Raw genomic sequence first — 19,515 nt, 5'->3', positions numbered from 1 at the left:
GGCGCTTCGCTTCGCGTTCCGGTTCGCCGCCCGTAGCGATCTCCGCCGGGGCGGCAGTCCGCGAGAGGGCCCCGCTGGAGCGGGACGAGGGCCCGAGCGGGCGCGGCCACCGGCTCCGACCCGCCCGCTCCGGTGCCTTGATCCCCTGCACCACCTGGCGGGACGCCTCCCGCCGCCGTCACTGCGGCCCGTACTTCCGCCCGGTTTTTGACGTGACCCCGCCGAGCAGGGCACGGGGCGTCACCTTCACCAGACCCATCAGCACCTTGTAGCGCGGGTCCGGGATCGACAGCGACTTGCCGCGGGCCAGATCCTGCAGCGCCGCCGCGACCAGTTTGTCCGCGTCGAGCCACATCCAGCCAGGGATGTTGTCCGTGCCCATCCCGGCCCGCTCGTGGAACTCCGTCCGCACGAACCCCGGCGCCAGCGCCATCAGCCGCACCCCGCTGCCGGCCAGGTCCTTCGCCGCGCCCTGCGTGAACTGCACGACCCACGCCTTGGACGCGCCGTACGTCCCGCGCGGCACGAAGGCGGCCACCGACGCCACATTGACGACCCCGCCCCGCCCGCGCTCGCGCATCGCCTCCGCCGCCGCCGACGTCAGCCGCAGCACCGCCTCGCAGTGCACCTTGAGCATCCTGAGCTCATCGGCCATCGGTACGTCGAGATAGCGGCCCTTGTTGCCGAAGCCGGCGTTGTTGATCAGCAGGTCGACCGGGTTCTTGCGGTCGGACAGCCGCGCGGCCACCGCCTCGATGCCCTCGTCCGTGGCGAGGTCCGCCGTCAGGACCGTCGCCTCGATGCCGTGCCGGTCGTGCAGTTCGGTCGCCTGCTGCCCGAGCCGCTCGGTGTCCCGGGCCACCAGCACCAGGTTGTGCCCGTCGGCCGCCAGCCGCCGCGCGAACGCGGCGCCGATGCCCGCGGTCGATCCCGTAATCAGAGCCGTTGTCATGACGCAAGATTAGTGACCTGGAACGCATTCGCCCGATTGCTGCACACGGCCTCCCGATAGGTGAAGGCCCGTGCACGCAGGCCGCGCCCGCGGTCGGCCCGCGCGCTCCCGGACGGTCAGCCCGCGTGTTCCGCCGCGCGCTGTGCCGGGTGCGCGCCGGCGTGCTCCGCCGCGTACTTGCGCGCCTGTGCCAGTGACTCCGGATGCAGCGCCTCGCCCGCCGGCAGCAGCCGCGGCAACAGCTCGCGCCGCGTGGTGGTCGCGCGGAACTGCAGGGCCACCGTCACGTCGTGGTCCGGGCGGTGCACGACCTCGATCGGATCGCCTGCCCGTATCTCACCCGGCACGATCACCCGGAGGTACGCGCCCGGCGCGCCCCGCTCCGTGAACCGCTTCACCCAGCGCTTCTCCCCCAGATGCTCCTGGAACGTACGGCACGGAATCCGCCCGCAGGTCACCTCCAGGACCACCTCGGGCCCGATACGCCAGCGCTCACCGATCCGCGCCCCGGACACGTCCAGTCCGCGCGTCGTCAGGTTCTCCCCGAAGGAGCCGTTCACCAGCGGGCGCCCCAACTCCCGTTCCCAGTCGTCGAGATCCTCGCGCGCGACCGCGTACACCGCCTGGTCGTCCCCGCCGTGATGCCGCTGGTCGCACACGTCGTCCCCGGCCAGCCCGCTCGCGCCGACCCCCTTCGGTCCCGGCGCCGACACCCGCACGGGTCCGGCCACCGGCCGCTTGTCGATGCCGGTGACCCCCATGTCCGCATACGGGACCGGGCGCGCGTGTCCCACGTTCAGCGACAGAAGCTCCATGCGGGCACGATATCGAGCCCCACATCAAAGCGTCGACGCATTTTTCGACGTCGTACCAAAGGCTCGCTTATCGCTCGCTATCCTCGAAGGATGATCGAGGCACGTCATCTCCGGGTCCTGCGCACGGTCGCCGCGACCGGCTCCTTCTCGGCGGCGGGGCGGGCGCTGGGCTGCACCCAGCCCGCCGTCAGCCAGCAGATGAAGGCCCTGGAGGCGTCCGTGGGCACGCCGTTGCTGATCCGCAGCGGGCGCGAGATGCGGCTGACCCAGGCGGGCGAGGCGCTGGTGCGGCACGCGGGCGGCATCCTCGCCGGGCTCACCGCCGCCGAGGAGGAGGTCGCCGCGATCGCGGGCCTGCGCGCCGGGCGGGTGCGGCTGGTCTCCTTCCCCAGCGGCAGCTCCACGCTCGTACCGACCGCGCTCGCCGCCCTGCGCGGCGCGCACCCCGGCACCCGCGTCTCCCTGGAGGAGGCCGAACCACCCGCCTCCGTCGAGCTGTTGCGCGAGGGCGACTGCGACATCGCACTCGCCTTCCGCTACGAGGGCGCCGCGGGCGCGGAGGAGTGGGACGACCTCGTCGTACGTCCCCTGCTGACGGACCGCCTCGTCGGACTCGTGCCGGAGCGGCACCGCCTCGCGGGGGCCGGCACCGTGGCCATCGGCGAACTCGCGGACGAGCCGTGGATCGCCGGATGCCCGCGCTGCCGCGGTCAGTTGGTGGAGGTGTGCGAGGGCGCCGGCTTCACGCCCCGCATCGACTTCGCCACCGACGACTACCCGGCCGTGGTCGGCCTCGTCGGCGCGGGTCTCGGCGTCGCCGTACTGCCCCAGCTCGCGATCGAGTCCGTACGGCCGCGGCACGCGCGCGTGCTGACGCTGGAGCCGGCGGTGCGGCGGGAGATCGTCGCGCTGACGCTGCCCGACCTGGCCCAGGTACCGGCGGTCGCGGCGACGCTGGAGCAGTTGGGGCGGGCGGCCACCCGACAGTGAAAACCGGTGGGCACGCATGCGCGTGCCCACCGGCCTGATGTCCCGTCCAGGAGCTGTTCCGGAGCCCTGGACCGCAGAAACGTTCCTTCAGTTGTTCGAGACGCCGTCCCCGGCGCCGGCCGAAGCCGACACCAACCGGTTCCGCGCCCGACCCATCAGCTCTTCGCGCTCGTCCTCGGTCAGCCCGCCCCACACGCCGTACGGCTCTCTGACCGCCATCGCGTGCGCCGCGCACTGCGCGCGGACCGGGCACCTCATGCAGACCTCCTTGGCCGAGCTCTCGCGAGCGCTCCGGGCCGCACCGCGCTCGCCCTCCGGATGAAAGAAGAGCGAGCTGTCCACCCCGCGGCAGGCAGCCAGAAGCTGCCAGTCCCACAGGTCCGCGTTCGGTCCAGGAAGGCGGGAGAAATCTGCCATTACGTGACCCCTTGTAGCCGTGCTGAGCGGATACGGTGCCCACGACCGTACATCTACTATCTAAGGAGATGAAAATATGACTCATTGCGAATCTAGCCTCAGACACCAGCAGAAGGGAAGAAATAGAGCTAAATGGGGCACCGGTTGTGATGAAACGTTGTGGGTCGGCGTCGCACGTCTGCGCTGTGTCCGCCCCCTCACGTAGAGTGCCGAAGATGGCACACGGCCCCGTAACTCTTTCGAGTGACCATCGTTGAGAGTGGCGGAGGCGGTTGGAACAACGAGTGCTCGGGCAGGCGTCCGAGACGGTCGACCGCACAGGTGACGATTTCGTACCAGCCTGGAGGCTCAAGGTGACGTGCATCAGCTGCGGAGGGCGGCCATGACATCCGTCCTCGTCTGCGACGACTCCCCGCTTGCCCGAGAGGCGCTCCGCCGCGCGGTCGCGACCGTGCCAGGCGTCGAGCGCGTGACGACCGCGGCCAACGGCGAGGAAGTCCTCCGCCGCTGGGGCGCCGACCGCTCGGACCTGATTCTGATGGACGTACGCATGCCCGGTCTGGGCGGCGTCGAGACCGTCCGGCGGCTGCTGTCCGCGGACCCGGGTGCGCGCATCATCATGCTCACCGTCGCGGAGGACCTGGACGGTGTCGCTCTCGCGGTCGCCGCGGGGGCGCGGGGCTACCTGCACAAGGACGCCTCGCGCGCGGAGTTGCGTGCGACCGTCACGCAGGCTCTTGCCGATCCGACGTGGCGGCTCGCGCCCCGGCGGTTGCGGTCGGCCGAGATGGGGGCGGCGCCCACGCTCACCGCGCGTGAGATCCAGGTGCTCGAGGGAATGAGCCACGGGCGGTCGAACGCGGAGATCGGGCGGGAGTTGTTCCTTTCCGAGGACACCGTGAAGACGCATGCTCGGCGCTTGTTCAAGAAGCTGGGTGCGTCCGACCGGGCGCATGCGGTGGCGCTCGGGTTTCGGTGGGGTCTCGTTCGTTAAGGGCTCGGTTCCGAAGAGCTCGGTCCTACAGGCTGTCGCTTTGGTGCGGGCTGTTCGTGGCTGGTCGCGCAGTTCCTCGCGCCCCTGAAAGGGCGCGGTTGCGAGGTTGGTTGAACAGCCCTGTCGGCGCCCCGCTGCCCGTTTCGGCGCGGATGCCGCATCCTTGAGGTGTGGAGTCTCTCGGGGACGAGTCGGTCGAGCGGAAGGGGAGGGTGCAAGGGATGAGTTCCGGCGCACCAGCTCATAACGCTTCGGCACACAACATCGGACGCGGTGCCACGGACCGCACGGCCGCAAGGCACCATGGACCGATGCGCGACGACGAGGCGGCCGGGGCCGCAGGGGCGATCGGTGCACTCGTCCATCGCGCCGTCGACGGGGACGAGCAGGCCACGCACGACCTGCTCGCCCATGTCCACCCCCTCGCGCTTCGCTACTGCCGCACCCGTCTGTCCCGCCTGCCGGGCGACGCCCGGCACTTCGTGGAGGACCTCGCGCAGGAGGTCTGCGTCGCCGTCCTGCTCGCGCTGCCGCGCTACCGGGACACCGGACGCCCCTTCGAGGCCTTCGTCTTCGCCATCGCCGCGCACAAGGTCGCCGACCTGCAGCGCGCGGCGATGCGGCACCCCGGCTCGACCGCGGTCCCGTCGGACGAGATGCCGGAGCGGCCGGACGACTCGCTCGGCCCGGAGGAGCGCGCGCTGCTCAGCAGTGACGCCGAATGGGCCAAGAAACTCATGGCCAACCTGCCGGAGAACCAGCGCGAACTGCTGCTCCTGCGCATCGCCGTCGGCCTCACGGCCGAGGAGACCGGCCAGATGTTGGGAATGTCACCCGGAGCGGTGCGGGTGGCACAGCACCGGGCACTGAGCCGGCTGCGGGCGCTCGCGGAGCAGTAGGCCTGCGGAGGGCGCGGGCTCGCGGAACGCTGGGGCCCGCGAGGCAGGGGGCTCGCGGAGCGTGGGGCCCGCGGGGGTCCGGGGCTTTGCCTGAACAGTCCGGCTGCCGGTTGCGTACGAACATACGAAGCCGGGGGCGGACGTAACCGTGGAATGTGGGACCGGTGGTTCCCGTTAGCATGGACATCCGCACCGATCAAGGCCATTTGGGGAAGGTGTCATGACTGCGAACGTCGACGGAGTGCCCGGAAAATTCGCGACACTCGGGCTGACCTACGACGACGTGCTGCTGCTGCCGGGAGCGTCCGAGGTGCTCCCCAACGCGGTCGACACCTCGTCGCGCATCTCCCGCAACGTGCGGGTGAACATCCCGCTGCTGTCGGCGGCGATGGACAAGGTGACCGAGTCCCGGATGGCGATCGCGATGGCCCGCCAGGGCGGCGTCGGCGTGTTGCATCGCAACCTGTCCATCGAGGACCAGGTCAACCAGGTCGACCTCGTGAAGCGCTCCGAGTCCGGCATGGTCACCGACCCGATCACGGTGCACCCGGACGCGACGCTGGCCGAGGCCGACGCGCTGTGCGCCAAGTTCCGCATCAGCGGTGTCCCCGTGACGGACGGCAACGGCAAGCTGCTCGGCATCGTCACCAACCGCGACATGGCCTTCGAGACCGACCGCTCCCGTCAGGTGCGCGAGGTCATGACCCCGATGCCGCTGGTCACCGGGCACGTCGGCATCTCCGGCAGCGATGCCATGGGTCTGCTGCGCCGCCACAAGATCGAGAAGCTTCCCCTGGTCGACGACGCGGGTGTCCTCAAGGGCCTCATCACCGTCAAGGACTTCGTCAAGGCCGAGCAGTACCCCGGTGCCGCCAAGGACTCCGAGGGCCGGCTGATCGTCGGTGCCGCCGTCGGCGCCAGCCCCGAGGCACTGGAGCGGGCTCAGGCCCTGGCCGAGGCCGGTGTGGACTTCCTGGTCGTCGACACCTCGCACGGCCACAACAGCAACGCCCTCAGCTGGATGTCGAAGATCAAGTCGAGCGTGCGCGTCGACGTGATCGGCGGCAACGTCGCCACCCGTGACGGCGCCCAGGCGCTCATCGACGCCGGTGTCGACGGCATCAAGGTCGGTGTCGGCCCCGGCTCGATCTGTACGACCCGAGTGGTCGCCGGCATCGGCGTCCCGCAGGTCACCGCCATCTACGAGGCCTCCCTCGCCGCCCGGCCGGCCGGCATCCCGCTGATCGGCGACGGCGGCCTGCAGTACTCCGGCGACATCGGCAAGGCGCTGGCCGCCGGCGCCGACACGGTGATGCTGGGCTCGCTGCTCGCCGGCTGCGAGGAGTCGCCCGGCGAGCTGCAGTTCATCAACGGCAAGCAGTTCAAGTCGTACCGGGGCATGGGTTCGCTCGGCGCGATGCAGTCCCGCGGCCAGGCCAAGTCCTTCTCCAAGGACCGCTACTTCCAGGCCGAGGTGTCCTCCGACGACAAGCTCGTGCCCGAGGGCATCGAGGGCCAGGTGCCCTACCGCGGTCCGCTGGCCAACGTCCTGCACCAGCTCGTCGGCGGTCTGCGCCAGACCATGGGCTATGTGGGTGCCGCCTCCATCGACGAGATGGAGACCAAGGGCCGCTTCGTCCGGATCACCTCGGCGGGCCTCAAGGAGAGCCACCCGCACGACATCCAGATGACGGTCGAGGCGCCGAACTACAGCCGCAAGTAGTCGCCGGACTCGTGAAGGGGCGGTCCCGGAGCATCCGGGGCCGCCCTTGTCGTACCCGTCGGCGATACTGGAAGACGCTGAAACGCAGAGGGAAAGGCCACAGACGTGACTGAGATCGAGATCGGGCGCGGCAAGCGCGGCCGGCGGGCGTATGCCTTCGACGACATCGCCGTCGTCCCCAGCCGCCGTACGCGGGACCCGAAGGAGGTCTCGATCGCCTGGCAGATCGACGCCTACCGCTTCGAGCTGCCCTTCCTGGCCGCTCCCATGGACTCGGTCGTCTCCCCGGCCACCGCGATCCGCATCGGCGAGCTCGGCGGCCTCGGTGTGCTGAACCTCGAAGGGCTGTGGACGCGGTACGAGGATCCGCAGCCGCTGCTCGACGAGATCGTCGAGCTGAACGTGGACGCCGCGACCCGCCGCCTCCAGGAGATCTACACGGCTCCCATCAAGGAGGAGCTGATCGGGCAGCGCATCAAGGAGGTGCGCGACTCGGGCGTGGTCACCGCCGCCGCGCTCTCCCCGCAGCGCACGGCGCAGTTCTCCAAGGCCGTGGTCGACGCGGGCGTGGACATCTTCGTCATCCGCGGTACGACGGTCTCGGCGGAGCACGTGTCGGGCTCGCACGAGCCGCTGAACCTGAAGCAGTTCATCTACGAACTCGACGTCCCGGTGATCGTCGGCGGCTGCGCCACGTACACCGCGGCCCTGCACCTGATGCGCACCGGCGCGGCGGGTGTGCTCGTCGGCTTCGGTGGCGGCGCCGCGCACACCACGCGCAACGTGCTGGGCATCCAGGTCCCCATGGCCACCGCGGTCGCCGACGTGGCCGCCGCCCGCCGGGACTACATGGACGAGTCCGGCGGCCGGTACGTGCACGTGATCGCGGACGGTGGTGTCGGCTGGTCCGGCGACCTGCCCAAGGCGATCGCCTGCGGCGCGGACTCGGTGATGATGGGCTCCCCGCTGGCCCGCGCGACCGACGCGCCGGGCCGGGGCAACCACTGGGGCATGGAGGCGGTCAACGAGGAGTTGCCCCGCGGCAAGAAGGTCGACCTCGGCACGGTCGGCACGATCGAGGAGGTCCTGGCCGGCCCCTCCCACACCCCCGACGGCTCGATGAACTTCTTCGGCGCCCTCCGCCGCGCCATGGCCACCACCGGCTACAGCGAACTCAAGGAGTTCCAGCGGGTCGAGGTCACGGTGGCGGACTCACAGCACAAGCGGTAGTCCGTAGGGCGCGGCCCCTACGACGGAAGGGGGCCGGTCACCTGGTGAGGTGACCGGCCCCCTTCGTGCTGTCCGGGTGCTCGTGGCGCGGGGCGCGTGACGTGGTGCGGGGGGCGCACGGTTGCCTTCGAGGCGAAGAGGGCTGGCCAGCGGGGTGCCGGGCGATAACGTCCGTGTCGGCGCTCCAGGTCTGCGGAGCGCCCCCTTCCAAGGACATCGTTCCGGACCCCGGCCCTCGGGGCCCGGCCCGAGTTCCGACGGACCGCCTACCGGGTCTCTGGGCGGTGTCGTGGAAGGGGGCGCCCATGGGACGCCACCGCAAGCCCACTCGCTGGGATCGGATCCGTCTTCGGACGGTGAAGTGCCGGAGGAGGTGAATCTTGCGGCTTTTCGGATGGTGAGCGGCCGCCCCCACAAGACCTAGGGGCGGACACCCGTGATCCATCAGGAGCCTGCCGCAGTGACCCCTGCGGTGGGCTCCACCTGCTTCGTACGGTACCCGTGGCGCGCGCCCTGTGCCACCAGCCTCCGGAGTTCGCGGTGTTCCGCGCGCCCCCGTTCACAACCGGTGCGCCGCCCCCGTCGGGGTCGCTCCGCAGGTGTCGAGGAGGAGTTGGGCCTTTACCGAGAGGCCCTGGAGGTCGTACGTGCGGTGGTGTTGGAGGAGGATCGTCAGGTCGGCTTCGGCGGCGGCTTCGTAGAGGGAGTCGGCGCGGGGGACCGGGCGGTCCAGGACGCTCCAGGACGGGACGTGCGGGTCGTGGTAGCTGACGGAGGCGCCGAGTTCCATCAAGCGGACGGCGATCTCGCGGGCGGGGGTGGCCTGTTGGTCGGCGAGGTCGGGTTTGTAGGTGACGCCCAGGAGGAGGACGCGGGCGGCGCGGGCCGACTTGCCGTGTTCGTTGAGGAGGGCCGCGGCGCGCTGGATGACGTAGCGCGGCATCTGGGTGTTGACCTGCTGGGCCAGTTCGACCATGCGCAGGGTGCGGCCGGCGTGGCCGGTCAGGTCCTGGGGGACGGCGTGGCCACCGACGCCGGGGCCGGGGCGGAAGGCGTGGAAGCCGAAGGGCTTGGTCTCCGAGCAGCGGATGACGTCCCAGAGGTCGACGCCCAGGTCGTGGCAGAGGACGGCCATCTCGTTGACGAGCGCGATGTTGACGTGCCGGAAGTTGGTCTCCAGGAGCTGCACGGTCTCCGCCTCGCGCAAGCCACGCGCGCGTACCACCTTGTCGGTGAGACGCCCGTAGAACGCGGCGGCCGACTCGGTGCACGCGGGCGTGAGGCCGCCGATCACCTTCGGGGTGTTGGCCGGGGTGAAGTCGCGGTTGCCGGGATCCACCCGGCTGGGGGAGTACGCGAGGTGGAAGTCGCGGCCCGCGCGGAGTCCTGAGCCGGCTTCCAGGATCGGGCGCAGGATCGTCTCCGTGGTGCCCGGGTGCACGGGCGACTCCAGGATCACGGTGGTGTGCGGGCGCAGCTGCGCGGCGAGCGTGCGGGCGGCCGTCTCCACCGGGGTGAGGTCGAGGCCGCCGTCGGCGCCGCGCGGGGTGGGCACACAGATGACCGCGGTGCGTACGCGGCCCAGCTCGGCCGGGCTGGTCGCGTGCCGGAAGCCCCCCGAGAGCATCCGGCGCAGTTCGGCGGGGCTGAGCGAGCCGGGCTCGGGCCCGGTCCGGTAGCCGAGCGTGGAGATGCCGGCGGCGACGGCGGCCTGGGCCAGCGGCAGGCCGAACGGGCCGAGTCCGATGACGGCGAGATCTGCGGGCATGGCGTGGGCCGTCCTTCCCAGTAACCGAAGCGGGACAGGTGCGCAAGCCCTGTGGACAGAACGAGCGAGCGCAATGTCAGACTAGGAGTAAATATGACCGATATGCGGGATTGGTCGGCTGTGTTTTCCGGTCGGCCCATGAATGTTGTCCACAGGCTGGGGGCGAGTGGTGGCTGAAGTTGGGCAACACGGTCAGAATTTGGGCAGGAGGGGACGTAGGAATGCGGGCAGGGGGGAGTAGGGAACGGAAACGGGCTTCGCCCGACGGGTGCGGCCGGCGCTACCGAAAGCGGAAAGCGGGAGGCAGCTGTGAGGACAGCGACACTGGGGCCGGCGCAGCGGGCCGAGTCACTGGCGGGAATGGCCGAGCGCGAGCTGGACGTGCTGGTGGTGGGTGGCGGTGTGGTCGGCGCGGGCACCGCCCTTGACGCCGTGACCCGCGGCCTGTCGACGGGCCTGGTCGAGGCCCGCGACTGGGCCTCGGGCACGTCCAGCAGGTCCAGCAAGCTCATCCACGGCGGCCTGCGCTACCTGGAGATGCTCGACTTCGCCCTCGTACGGGAAGCGCTCAAGGAGCGCGGGCTGCTCCTTGAGCGGCTCGCCCCGCACTTGGTGAAGCCGGTGGCGTTCCTGTACCCGCTCCAGCACAAGGGCTGGGAGCGCCTGTACGCCGGCTCGGGCGTCGCGCTCTACGACGGCATGTCGATGGCCCGCGGACACGGCCGCGGTCTGCCCACGCACCGGCACCTGAGCCGCCGTCACGCCCTGCGCGTGGCACCCGCGTTGAAGAAGGACGCGCTGGTCGGAGCGTTGCAGTACTACGACGCCCAGATGGACGACGCCCGTTACGTGGCCACCCTGGTGCGCACCGCGTCGTCGTACGGCGCGAAGGTCGCCAACCGCGCGCGCGTGACGGCCTTCCTGCGCGAGGGCGAACGGGTCGTCGGCGCGCGCGTGCAGGACGTCGAGGCGGGCGGCGAGTACGAGATCCGCGCCAAGCAGATCGTGAACGCGACGGGCGTGTGGACCGACGACACCCAGGCGCTCGTGGGGGAGCGGGGCCAGTTCCACGTCCGCGCCTCCAAGGGCATCCACCTCGTCGTGCCGAAGGACCGCATCAACTCCTCCACCGGCCTGATCCTGCGCACCGAGAAGTCCGTCCTGTTCGTCATCCCCTGGGGCCGGCACTGGATCGTCGGTACGACGGACACCGACTGGGACCTCGACAAGGCGCACCCGGCCGCGTCCAGCGCGGACATCGACTACCTCCTGGAGCACGTGAACTCGGTGCTCGCGGTCCCGCTGACCCGGGACGACGTGCAGGGTGTCTACGCGGGGCTGCGCCCGCTGCTGGCCGGCGAGTCCGACGCCACCAGCAAGCTGTCGCGCGAGCACACCGTGGCGCATCCGGTGCCGGGTCTCGTCGTCGTGGCGGGCGGCAAGTACACGACGTACCGGGTGATGGCCAAGGACGCGGTCGACGAGGCGGTGCACGGACTCGACATGCGCGTCGCCGAATGCGTCACCGAGGACGTGCCGCTGATCGGGGCGGAGGGCTACCGGGCACTGTGGAACGCGCGGGCACGGATCGCGGCCCAGACCGGCATCCATGTGGTGCGCGTGGAGCACCTGTTGAACCGGTACGGGTCGATGGCGGAGGAACTCCTCGACCTCATCGCAGGCGACTCCTCGCTCGGCGAACCCCTCCAGGCCGCCGACGACTATCTGCGCGCCGAAGTCGTCTACGCGGCCTCGCACGAGGGCGCCCGGCACCTGGACGACGTGCTGACCCGGCGCACGCGCATCTCGATCGAGACGTTCGACCGCGGGACGCGCAGCGCCCGTGAGGCGGCGGAGCTGATGGCGCCGGTCCTCGGTTGGGACAAGGACCAGATCGAGCGCGAGGTCGAGCACTACGAGAAGCGGGTGGAGGCCGAGCGGGAGTCCCAGCGCCAGCCCGACGACCTCACGGCGGACGCGGCGCGGCTGGGGGCCCCGGACATCGTGCCGCTGTAGGACGGACGCCGGGCGGGATGCCCGTGCCGGGCTGCGGCCCTGCCGGCGGTCGTCGACAGGTGCTTTGCCGGGCGGTCCGCGGAGTTCCGCGGGCCGCCCGCGGTATCGGCGGTATCACTCGAACGAGTGTCGTGAACTGGGATCTTCGTTCGGAACCGGGTCGTTCTACGAGGTGCGGGGGCAGAACTCGGCGGCGAGCAACCGGGGTTCGAGGTCGGGGTCTGCGATCGCGGTCGTGTTCACGCGGAAGGTGAGGACACGACGGCCGTCGACGGTGGCAGCGGTGCGCACGTAGCTGCCGGAGATGCGTCCGTTGTGCCCCCACACCGTGGTGCCGCACGGCAGCTTCACCGGAAACAGGCCCATGCCGTACGAGCCGTGTGCGGCCCGGGTGTCACGCATCTCGCGCAGCCGGCGCGGGGGCAGCAGTTCACCGCCGAGCAGGGCCGCGTAGAAGCGGTTCAGGTCGGCGAGCGTGGTCACCAGCTCGCCCGCGGCGCCGGCCACCCGCGGGTCGAGTTCGGTGACGTCGGTTCCGTCGGCGGCGTAGGCGCGGCCGTGCGGGGAGGGGAGCGTGGTGCGGGAGCCGGGGAAGGAGGTGCCGGTCAGACCCAGCGGAGCGATGATGCGGCGCTCGGCCTCGGCGGCGTAGGAGCGGCCGGTGACCTGCCGGACGACCATGCCGAGCACGACGTAGTTCGTGTTGGAGTAGGCGAAGCGGCCGCGGCCGGCCGGGGAGTGGGTGAGTGCGAGGCGTACGGCCTGAACGGGGGTGAGGGGGACGGTGCCCGCGGTGTCGCGCGTGTAGTCGTACAGGCCGCTGGTGTGGGTGAGCAGGGCCCGCAGGGTCAGGGCGCGGCCGTCGTTGCCCGCGCCGCGGACGAGGCCGGGCAGGTGGTCCTCGACGGTGTCGGACAGGGACAGCCGGTGTTCGGCGGCCAGTTGGAGGACGACCGTCGCGATGAAGGTCTTCGTGACGCTGCCGGCGCGGAAGTGGTCGGCGCGGGAGATGCCGGTGCCTGCGGCGGCGTAGCGGGTGCCCGAGTCCTCCTGTGCGAGCAGTGCCGCGGCGGGGGTGCCGCCCTGGCGGACCAGGAGCGGGAGGAGGGTGTCCGTGGCGGGCGGTCGCCGCGGCTCGGGGGGAGAGGAGGCCGCCGGGGTCAGGGCGACGAGCGCCAGGGACACGAGGGACACAGGCAGGGCCAGTAGTGTCCGAAGCGGTGGCATCGCGGGTCCCGTCGTGGGTCCTTGCCGGTCCATCTTCGAACCGTGGCTGAACCATCCCTGGTTCGTCGCTGGTTCGTCTCTGGTCCGTCTGTGGTGGGGCCCATCATGCAGGGCGGGCGGGGGCCGGGTTCAAGGGGGCCCGGGTTGAGCGGAACGGGCGGTTCCGTTGGGTGGGTTCGGGGGTTCGGGGTACGCGGAGTTCGGGGTCGGGGGTGCTGGAGTGCCGGGCTCGGAGTCTTGAGATGCGGGGCTTCGGGTGCTTTGTTACTGCGGGTTCGGGTGGCTGGAAGTCAGGGTTCCGCATGCGTGGGGTTTTTGGGGCAGGTGTTCGGGTCCGGGTGGGGCGTCAGAGGCACCCTGGGCGTAGGGCACTTGTCGGGTGAGGGACAATGGAGGCTCTGTCAGGGCGGGTTGCATGAGGGGACGCATGTCGGAGGCGGAGCGGGCGGGCACATCTCGCCAGGACACTCGTCAGGACAAGAGCGAGCGTCTTCTCGCCGGGCGGTACCGCCTGGGAGGAGTGCTCGGCCGCGGAGGCATGGGCACGGTCTGGCGGGCCGAGGACGAAACCCTGGGCCGGACGGTCGCGGTCAAGGAGTTGCGGTTCCCGTCGAGCATCGACGACGAGGAGAAACGGCGGCTGATCACGCGGACGCTGCGCGAGGCCAAGGCGATCGCGCGGATCCGCAACAACAGCGCGGTGACGGTCTTCGACGTGGTCGACGAGGACGACCGGCCGTGGATCGTGATGGAGCTCGTCGAGGGCAAGTCGCTCGCCGAGGTCATCCGGGAGGACGGCCTGCTGGAGCCGAAGCGGGCCGCCGAGGTCGGTCTCGCGATACTCGACGTGCTGCGTTCGGCGCACCGCGAGGGCATCCTGCACCGTGACGTGAAGCCGTCGAACGTGCTGCTGGAGTCCGACACCGACCGTGTCGTGCTCACTGACTTCGGTATCGCCCAGGTCGAGGGCGACCCGTCCATCACCTCGACCGGCATGCTCGTCGGCGCGCCCTCCTACATCTCCCCCGAGCGGGCGCGCGGGCACAAGCCCGGTCCGGCGGCCGACCTGTGGTCGCTGGGCGGGTTGCTGTACGCGGCAGTTGAGGGTGCGCCGCCGTACGACAAGGGTTCCGCGATCGCGACCCTCACCGCGGTGATGACCGAGCCGTTGGAGGACCCGAAGAACGCGGGGCCACTGAAGGACGTCATCTATGGCCTGCTCACCAAGGATCCGGCGCAGCGACTCGACGACGCGGGTGCGCGGCGGATGCTCAACGCGGTGATCCACGCGCCCGAGCCGAAGGCCGAGCCGGAGCCGTCGGCCGACGCGACCAGGGTCGTGCCGCTGCCTGAGCAGCCCGACAGGCGGCGGGGCAGGGGGAGTTCGGGTTCGACGGGGTCCGGCGGCAAGCGTGGCGAGGAGGCCGCGGAGAAGCTGCGCGGGGCGTTCCGTTCCGTGAAGAAGGCGGCGGTGGCGGCCGGAGCCGCCGGGTCGGCTGCCGCGGCGCGGACCAAGTCGGGGAGTGGGGCGGAGGGTTCTCGGACGGACAGCGGGGCCGGGCCGGCTGCCGCGACGCGGGCCGGCACCGGGGCAGGGACTGGGAGCGGGGCTGGGGGCGGGACTGGTACCGGGACCGGGGTCCGTGATGACCGTGCCGGTGGGGCGGGTGTCGGTGGGGCGGCCGGGGCGGTGGCTTCGTCGGGTCCTACGGCTCCTACAGGTTCTACGGCTCCTGCAGGTTCTACGGCTCCCGCAGGTTCTACTGCTTCTGCGGGTTCGACGACTCCCGTGGCGCCCGTGACTCCTTCGGCGCCGGCCGTTCCTGCGGCTCCCAAGGCTCCTCCCGTGTCCGGTGGTTCGGCCTCCCGGGGTTCTTCCGGCGAGGCCTCGACAACGTCGTCGCCGTCTTCAGGGGTGTCCCCTTCCTCGGCCTCTTCGACTTCTTCAGCGGCCTCGGGGGCCAACTCCCAGGCCGGTGGGCGGAGTTCGGGGTGGCCCGTGATGACGCCGCCGGATCTGCCGCCGCGGTCGGTGCCGAGGGCGCCGATCACGGACGTGGTGCCGAGGCGGACGCTGGTGATCATCGCGCTGGTCGTGGTGCTCGCCGTGCTCGCGGTCGTGCTGGCCTTCACGCTCGGTGGGGACGACGACGGCGGTTCGAAGGGCGGCAGGAGCGAGGGCGGGAAGGCCGTCGCGAGTACGGGTGCGAGCGCGAAGGCGAGCACGGGTTCCGGGCCGGGGGACAGCACCGAGGAGGACGCGAGCGCCGGCAAGGACGCGGACGGGTCCTCCTCGGGGAAAACCGATTCCGGGGGCTCGGCGAACGCGTCCGAGAGTGCGAACGCGTCCGGTGACGGGTCGAGTTCGGGCGCTTCGGGCGGGTCGTCGTCCGGCGGTGGCGCCGCCGTGAAGTCGACGCACAAGGGCAGCCAGGGGTACTCGATCGGGCTGCCCGCGGGGTGGAAGTACACGTCCTCGGATGACGCGGGGGACCGGTTCACGGGCCCCGACGGGCAGAAGCTGCTGGTCGCCTGGACGACCACGCCCAAGGGCGACGCGGTCGCCGACTGGAAGAACCAGGAGCGCTCCATGACGCGCTCGCAGTACACGAGGATCCGAATAGAGAAGGTGGACTACCGCGGCTGGAACACGGCCGACTGGGAGTTCACCTACGTGGACGGCGGCACCAAGTACCGGACGATCGACCGGGGGTTCGTGGTGAACAGCAGTCTCGGGCACGCGCTGATGTACACGGCGAAAGCCGCGAACTGGGACAGTGACCTCCGCAAGGCCACATGGCAGACCCTCACGACGTCGTTCGAACCCAAATCGTGAACTGACTGGCCCGCGTTTGGGGCGTGAGATCTGGCATCCCCTCTTTGCGAGTTGCCTCCGGCACGTATCGTGAAGGTTCGCGGACCGTACGCATCCGGGTATGCGTCGGAACGGGACGCGAGACGAACGGAATTGACCGACCGGGCGGCTGGGGGAGGCAACGTGGACGACTATGCGGGACGGGTCCTCGCCGACCGCTACCGCCTGCCGCTGCCGCCTTCCGACGAGTACGAACTGACCGAGACCCGCGCCTTCGACACCTACAGCGGACAGGAAGTCCTCGTCCGGCAGGTGCCGTTGCCGGAGGTCGTCGAGGCCGAGGTGCTCGACGACCAGGGGCTGCCCGAGGGGTTCACGGCGCGGGACCGCGGTGCGCGCCGGCCCCAGACGCGTGGCGAGCCGCGGCGGCCCACCGATCCGGCCGTGCGGCGCGCGGTCGATGCCGCGCAGGCCGCGGCCCGGATCCCCGACCACCCACGGCTCGACCAGGTCTTCGACGTGTTCGCCGAGGGCGGGTCGCTGTGGATAGTGAGCGAGTTGGTGCCCGCGAGGCCGCTGGCCGCACTGCTCGCCGAGAAGCCGCTGACGCCGTACCGGGCGGCCGAGGTCGCCTCCGACGTCCTCATGGCGCTGCGGGTACTGCACGCGCACGGTTGGGTGCACCGGAACATCACCGTGCGCACGGTGCTCGTCTGCGACGACGGCCGCGTGATGCTGACCGGGCTCGCGGTGGGTGCCGCGGAGGAGGCGCTGTGCGGGTACGACCCGGTGCCGGCGGCGGATGACGACGGTGTGGATGCGGGCGGCGCTGCCGGGGGTGTCGGCAGTGGTGGTGGGGCTGGGGCGCCGGGTGCGGCCGGGCTCCGGCGCGGTCCCGAGCACGGGCAGGGAATTGGGCTTGGGCAGGGCCAGGGCCAGGGGCCGGGGCAGAGGGCCGGAGCGGGACAGGGACTCGGCGGCTCCGGCGGGTCCGTAGGCCAGGGATTCGCGGGCGCCGGTGGGCCGGCGGGTGGGCCTGGGGGTTCCGCTGGGAGTGGTCGTGGTGCCGGTGTCGGTGCCTTAGGAGTGGGCAACTCCCCGGCGGCTACGGGCGTTTCGGGGAGTCCGGGTGGTCCGGGTGGCGCCGGGGGTGTTGATCCCGAGGCCGCTCGGCGTGCCGCCATCAACGCGCGTGCGGCGGGCGGGTTGCCGCCCGCCGGGACGGAGACGGCGGCCAACGGGACCGGGGCGTCCGGCGCCCTCGCGCCGAAGGCGCTGGAAGGCGGCGGTGACATACGGGCCGCGCGGGCCGGGGCGATCGCGGCGTATCGGGCCGGTGCCCGTGCCGCGGCCCGGGTTCAGGAGGCGCAGCAGCACGGCCGGGCGGCCCTGCCAGGTGCCCGGTCGGCGCCCGAGGTCGGGCCCGGCTCGCAGGCCAACGGCTCGGCACAGGCGTACCCCTCCGGAAGCGGCGTGGAGAGCGGGCCCGGTGCGGTGACGCCGCCGGGTCAGATCGCCGACCCTTATGGCGTCGGCACCTCCTGGCACGGTGCGACGCCTCGGGGGGCCACTCCGGTGACGGAGGGGCAGGATCGTACGGCGCTGCCGCCCGGCGGCGAACCGGGCGGCGACTTCGGCGGTGACGACGCGGGCACCTATCCCGGCGGAGTCCCGGGCGCCCACCCTGGCGGAGTCCCTGGCGCCCACCCTGGCGGAGTCCCTGGCGGAGCAACTGGTACCCACCCCGGCGAAGCCTCCGGCGGCACCGTCGGTGAAGGCCCCTCCGCCTACGCGTCAGGTCCCGGCACAGGCGCCGGCCCCGGCTTCAGCATGCCCCTCGCACCCGGCGCTCCCGCCCCCGGCCTGGGGGCGGCTCCCGCTACGGGCGTTCCGACGCCCGGTTCCCCCGGTTTCGGCGAACCGCCCATGACCGGGCCGGGTCGGCGCGGGCCCGGCGTACCCGGCCAGCCCGGTTTCGGCGCCGGCCCGGACACGTCCGGCCGCCCCGACTCCCGGTCGGGTGCTCACGGCGTGGCCGGACCTGGCTCTCACCCTGGTCACCCCGGTCACCCCGGCTACCAGGGCGCCCATCGCGGGGCCCCCGGCCCGGCAAGCCCCGGCGGTCCGGTCCAGCCGGCTTCAGGGGCCGCCGCCCTTCCCTCCGCGGGACACACCGCGCCCGATTTCGGGGCGCACGGTCACTCCGCCCAGGGTCTCCAGGCTTCCGGCGCCGCCCAGCGCCCCCACCCACCGAACCGTTGGGACGACCTCCGCGCCGATGTTCCGCTCGTTCGGCGTGGGCCCGCCACGCCGCTCGCCGCCGAGCGGGCGCGGCAGGCTCGGATGGCCGTGGTGGGGCCGGTGACCGAGCGGTGGGCGCCGGAGCAGGCCGGGCCCGTGCACGAGAACTGGCAGCTGGCCGCGCCGATCGGGCCCGCCACCGACCTGTGGGCCCTGGGGGCGTTGCTGTACCGGGCCGTGCAGGGGCATGCGCCGTATCCGGAGGAGTCGACGGCCGAGTTGGTGCAGATGGTGTGCGCCGAGCCGCCGGCCTTCGCGGAGGAGTGCGGTCCGCTGCGGCCGGTCGTCGAGTCGTTGCTGCGGCAGGATCCGACCGAGCGGCTGGAGTTCGAGGAACTCCGGGGCTGGCTGCGGTCGTTGGTGCGGTCCGCGCCCGAGGCCGAGGCCGGGGTCAACGTGGTGGCCGCGCCGCCTGCCGACTCCAGCCGGCTGCCCATCGTGCGCCGACGGGGCGAGCTGGTGCGCAGGCGCCGTGCCGGGCTGCCCGCGACCTCCCCGCACGGGCGGCACAAGCGGGCCAAGACGGAGGCGAAGTCGCCGCGTCACCTCGGCCGCACCCTCCTGCTGCTGATACTGCTTCTGCTGGCCGGGGCCGTCGCGTACGCCCTGATGTTCATGCCGAAGTCCGGCGACGACGGCGCGGCCGGCGGTGACCGGACCGGGGCCGCGGGGGAGGCCAGTCCCGAGCCGAAGCGGTCGGACGTGACCGCGAGCAGCGAGCCGCGGCCGGACCAGACCTCGCCCCAGCCGGAGAAGACGCCTTCGAAGTCGGCGTCGGCAAGCGGCAGTGAGACGGCGAGCGGGCCCGATGTCGGTGCCGGGTTCACCCTGCGCAAGGACCCCGAGGGTTTCCAGGTCGCCGTGGCCAAGGGCTGGACCCGGACGCCCAGGAACTCCTGGAACCAGGTGGTGTACTCGCACGGCGACTTCGAGCTCATCCTCGTGCCCGGCCGCGACGGCGCGGTGACCTACGGCAGCGACCCGATGGCGTACCAGCGGGACACGGAGCACGAGTTGCAGCCGTACCGCACCTCCAGCTGGGCCACCGCCACCGGGCTCAAGACGATCACCGTGGGCGAACGGGAGATGGCCGAGGGGCAGTTCACCTGGAGCGACGACGCGGGGCGCGACCTCTTCGTACGGAATCTCGCGATTCTGATCAACGGGCGGTACCACGTGGTGCAGGTGCGGGGGCCCGAGTCGGAGCGGGACGAGGTGACACGGCTGTACGAGCAGGCGTCGGCCACCTATCAGTTCACCCGCTGACCTCTCGTTCACGTCACCGGCTGGCCTCCACTTGTGAACAGTCCGTGAAAGGCCCGATCGGTTCACTCCGCGGCCCAGAAGCGACAACCGTCACAGTGCGGT

At 71.7% G+C, this 19,515-nt stretch carries 13 protein-coding genes; 8 read left to right on the top strand and 5 right to left on the bottom strand.

Annotated elements, in window-relative coordinates; genetic code table 11:
* Positions 1-178 precede the first annotated feature (178 nt).
* Positions 179-952 carry an SDR family NAD(P)-dependent oxidoreductase gene (locus ACIQI8_RS22240; protein ID WP_402353182.1) on the bottom strand — a complete coding sequence of 258 codons (774 nt, stop codon included), beginning with the start codon at positions 950-952 and terminating at the stop codon, positions 179-181.
* A 116-nt stretch (positions 953-1,068) separates the two neighbouring features.
* Complete coding sequence (locus ACIQI8_RS22235; RefSeq protein ID WP_402353179.1) at positions 1,069-1,767, bottom strand: MOSC domain-containing protein; 699 nt, start codon at positions 1,765-1,767, stop codon at positions 1,069-1,071.
* A 90-nt stretch (positions 1,768-1,857) separates the two neighbouring features.
* Here ACIQI8_RS22235 and ACIQI8_RS22230 point away from each other — a divergent pair, with 90 nt between their 5' ends.
* The gene (locus ACIQI8_RS22230; protein ID WP_402353176.1) at positions 1,858-2,757 is read left to right on the top strand and encodes a LysR family transcriptional regulator; all 900 of its coding nucleotides are present in this window, start codon (positions 1,858-1,860) and stop codon (positions 2,755-2,757) included.
* A gap of 87 nt (positions 2,758-2,844) precedes the next feature.
* Here ACIQI8_RS22230 and ACIQI8_RS22225 read toward each other — a convergent pair whose 3' ends face one another.
* A complete protein-coding gene (locus tag ACIQI8_RS22225) occupies positions 2,845-3,174 on the bottom strand; it encodes a WhiB family transcriptional regulator (RefSeq protein ID WP_402353173.1) in 330 nt (109 codons plus the stop codon).
* A 382-nt stretch (positions 3,175-3,556) separates the two neighbouring features.
* On the opposite strand from ACIQI8_RS22225, the gene ACIQI8_RS22220 reads away from it, so the two are divergent.
* From ACIQI8_RS22220 to ACIQI8_RS22205, 4 genes are all read left to right on the top strand, one after another.
* On the top strand, positions 3,557-4,168 hold the full coding sequence (locus ACIQI8_RS22220; protein ID WP_003948568.1) for a response regulator transcription factor: 612 nt from the start codon (positions 3,557-3,559) through the stop codon (positions 4,166-4,168).
* A gap of 311 nt (positions 4,169-4,479) precedes the next feature.
* Positions 4,480-5,067 carry a sigma-70 family RNA polymerase sigma factor gene (locus ACIQI8_RS22215; RefSeq protein WP_123998260.1) on the top strand — a complete coding sequence of 196 codons (588 nt, stop codon included), beginning with the start codon at positions 4,480-4,482 and terminating at the stop codon, positions 5,065-5,067.
* A 220-nt stretch (positions 5,068-5,287) separates the two neighbouring features.
* A complete protein-coding gene (gene guaB / locus ACIQI8_RS22210; RefSeq protein ID WP_402353170.1) occupies positions 5,288-6,790 on the top strand; it encodes an IMP dehydrogenase in 1,503 nt (500 codons plus the stop codon).
* Between the two features lie 105 nt (positions 6,791-6,895).
* On the top strand, positions 6,896-8,020 hold the full coding sequence (locus ACIQI8_RS22205) for a GuaB3 family IMP dehydrogenase-related protein (protein WP_402353167.1): 1,125 nt from the start codon (positions 6,896-6,898) through the stop codon (positions 8,018-8,020).
* 559 nt (positions 8,021-8,579) lie between these two features.
* Here ACIQI8_RS22205 and ACIQI8_RS22200 read toward each other — a convergent pair.
* A complete protein-coding gene (locus tag ACIQI8_RS22200) occupies positions 8,580-9,788 on the bottom strand; it encodes a nucleotide sugar dehydrogenase (protein ID WP_402353164.1) in 1,209 nt (402 codons plus the stop codon).
* Between the two features lie 309 nt (positions 9,789-10,097).
* Here ACIQI8_RS22200 and ACIQI8_RS22195 point away from each other — a divergent pair, with 309 nt between their 5' ends.
* Positions 10,098-11,804 carry a glycerol-3-phosphate dehydrogenase/oxidase gene (locus ACIQI8_RS22195; protein ID WP_402353161.1) on the top strand — a complete coding sequence of 569 codons (1,707 nt, stop codon included), beginning with the start codon at positions 10,098-10,100 and terminating at the stop codon, positions 11,802-11,804.
* Positions 11,805-11,969: 165 nt separating this feature from the next.
* On the opposite strand, the gene ACIQI8_RS22190 is transcribed toward ACIQI8_RS22195, so the two are convergent.
* Positions 11,970-13,031, bottom strand: a complete 1,062-nt coding sequence (locus ACIQI8_RS22190) for a serine hydrolase domain-containing protein (RefSeq protein WP_402353158.1) — start codon at positions 13,029-13,031, stop codon at positions 11,970-11,972.
* A 427-nt stretch (positions 13,032-13,458) separates the two neighbouring features.
* On the opposite strand from ACIQI8_RS22190, the gene ACIQI8_RS22185 reads away from it, so the two are divergent.
* Positions 13,459-15,867 (top strand): serine/threonine-protein kinase, encoded by a 2,409-nt coding sequence (locus tag ACIQI8_RS22185; RefSeq protein WP_402354106.1) that lies wholly within the window; start codon positions 13,459-13,461, stop codon positions 15,865-15,867.
* A gap of 162 nt (positions 15,868-16,029) precedes the next feature.
* Positions 16,030-19,413 (top strand): protein kinase, encoded by a 3,384-nt coding sequence (locus tag ACIQI8_RS22180; protein WP_402353156.1) that lies wholly within the window; start codon positions 16,030-16,032, stop codon positions 19,411-19,413.
* The last annotated feature ends 102 nt before the right edge of the window (positions 19,414-19,515 follow it).

Source organism: Streptomyces sp. NPDC092369 (assembly GCF_044755245.1).
In the GTDB taxonomy this organism is placed as follows: domain Bacteria; phylum Actinomycetota; class Actinomycetes; order Streptomycetales; family Streptomycetaceae; genus Streptomyces.
This window is presented reverse-complemented; position numbering and strand designations above follow the sequence as displayed.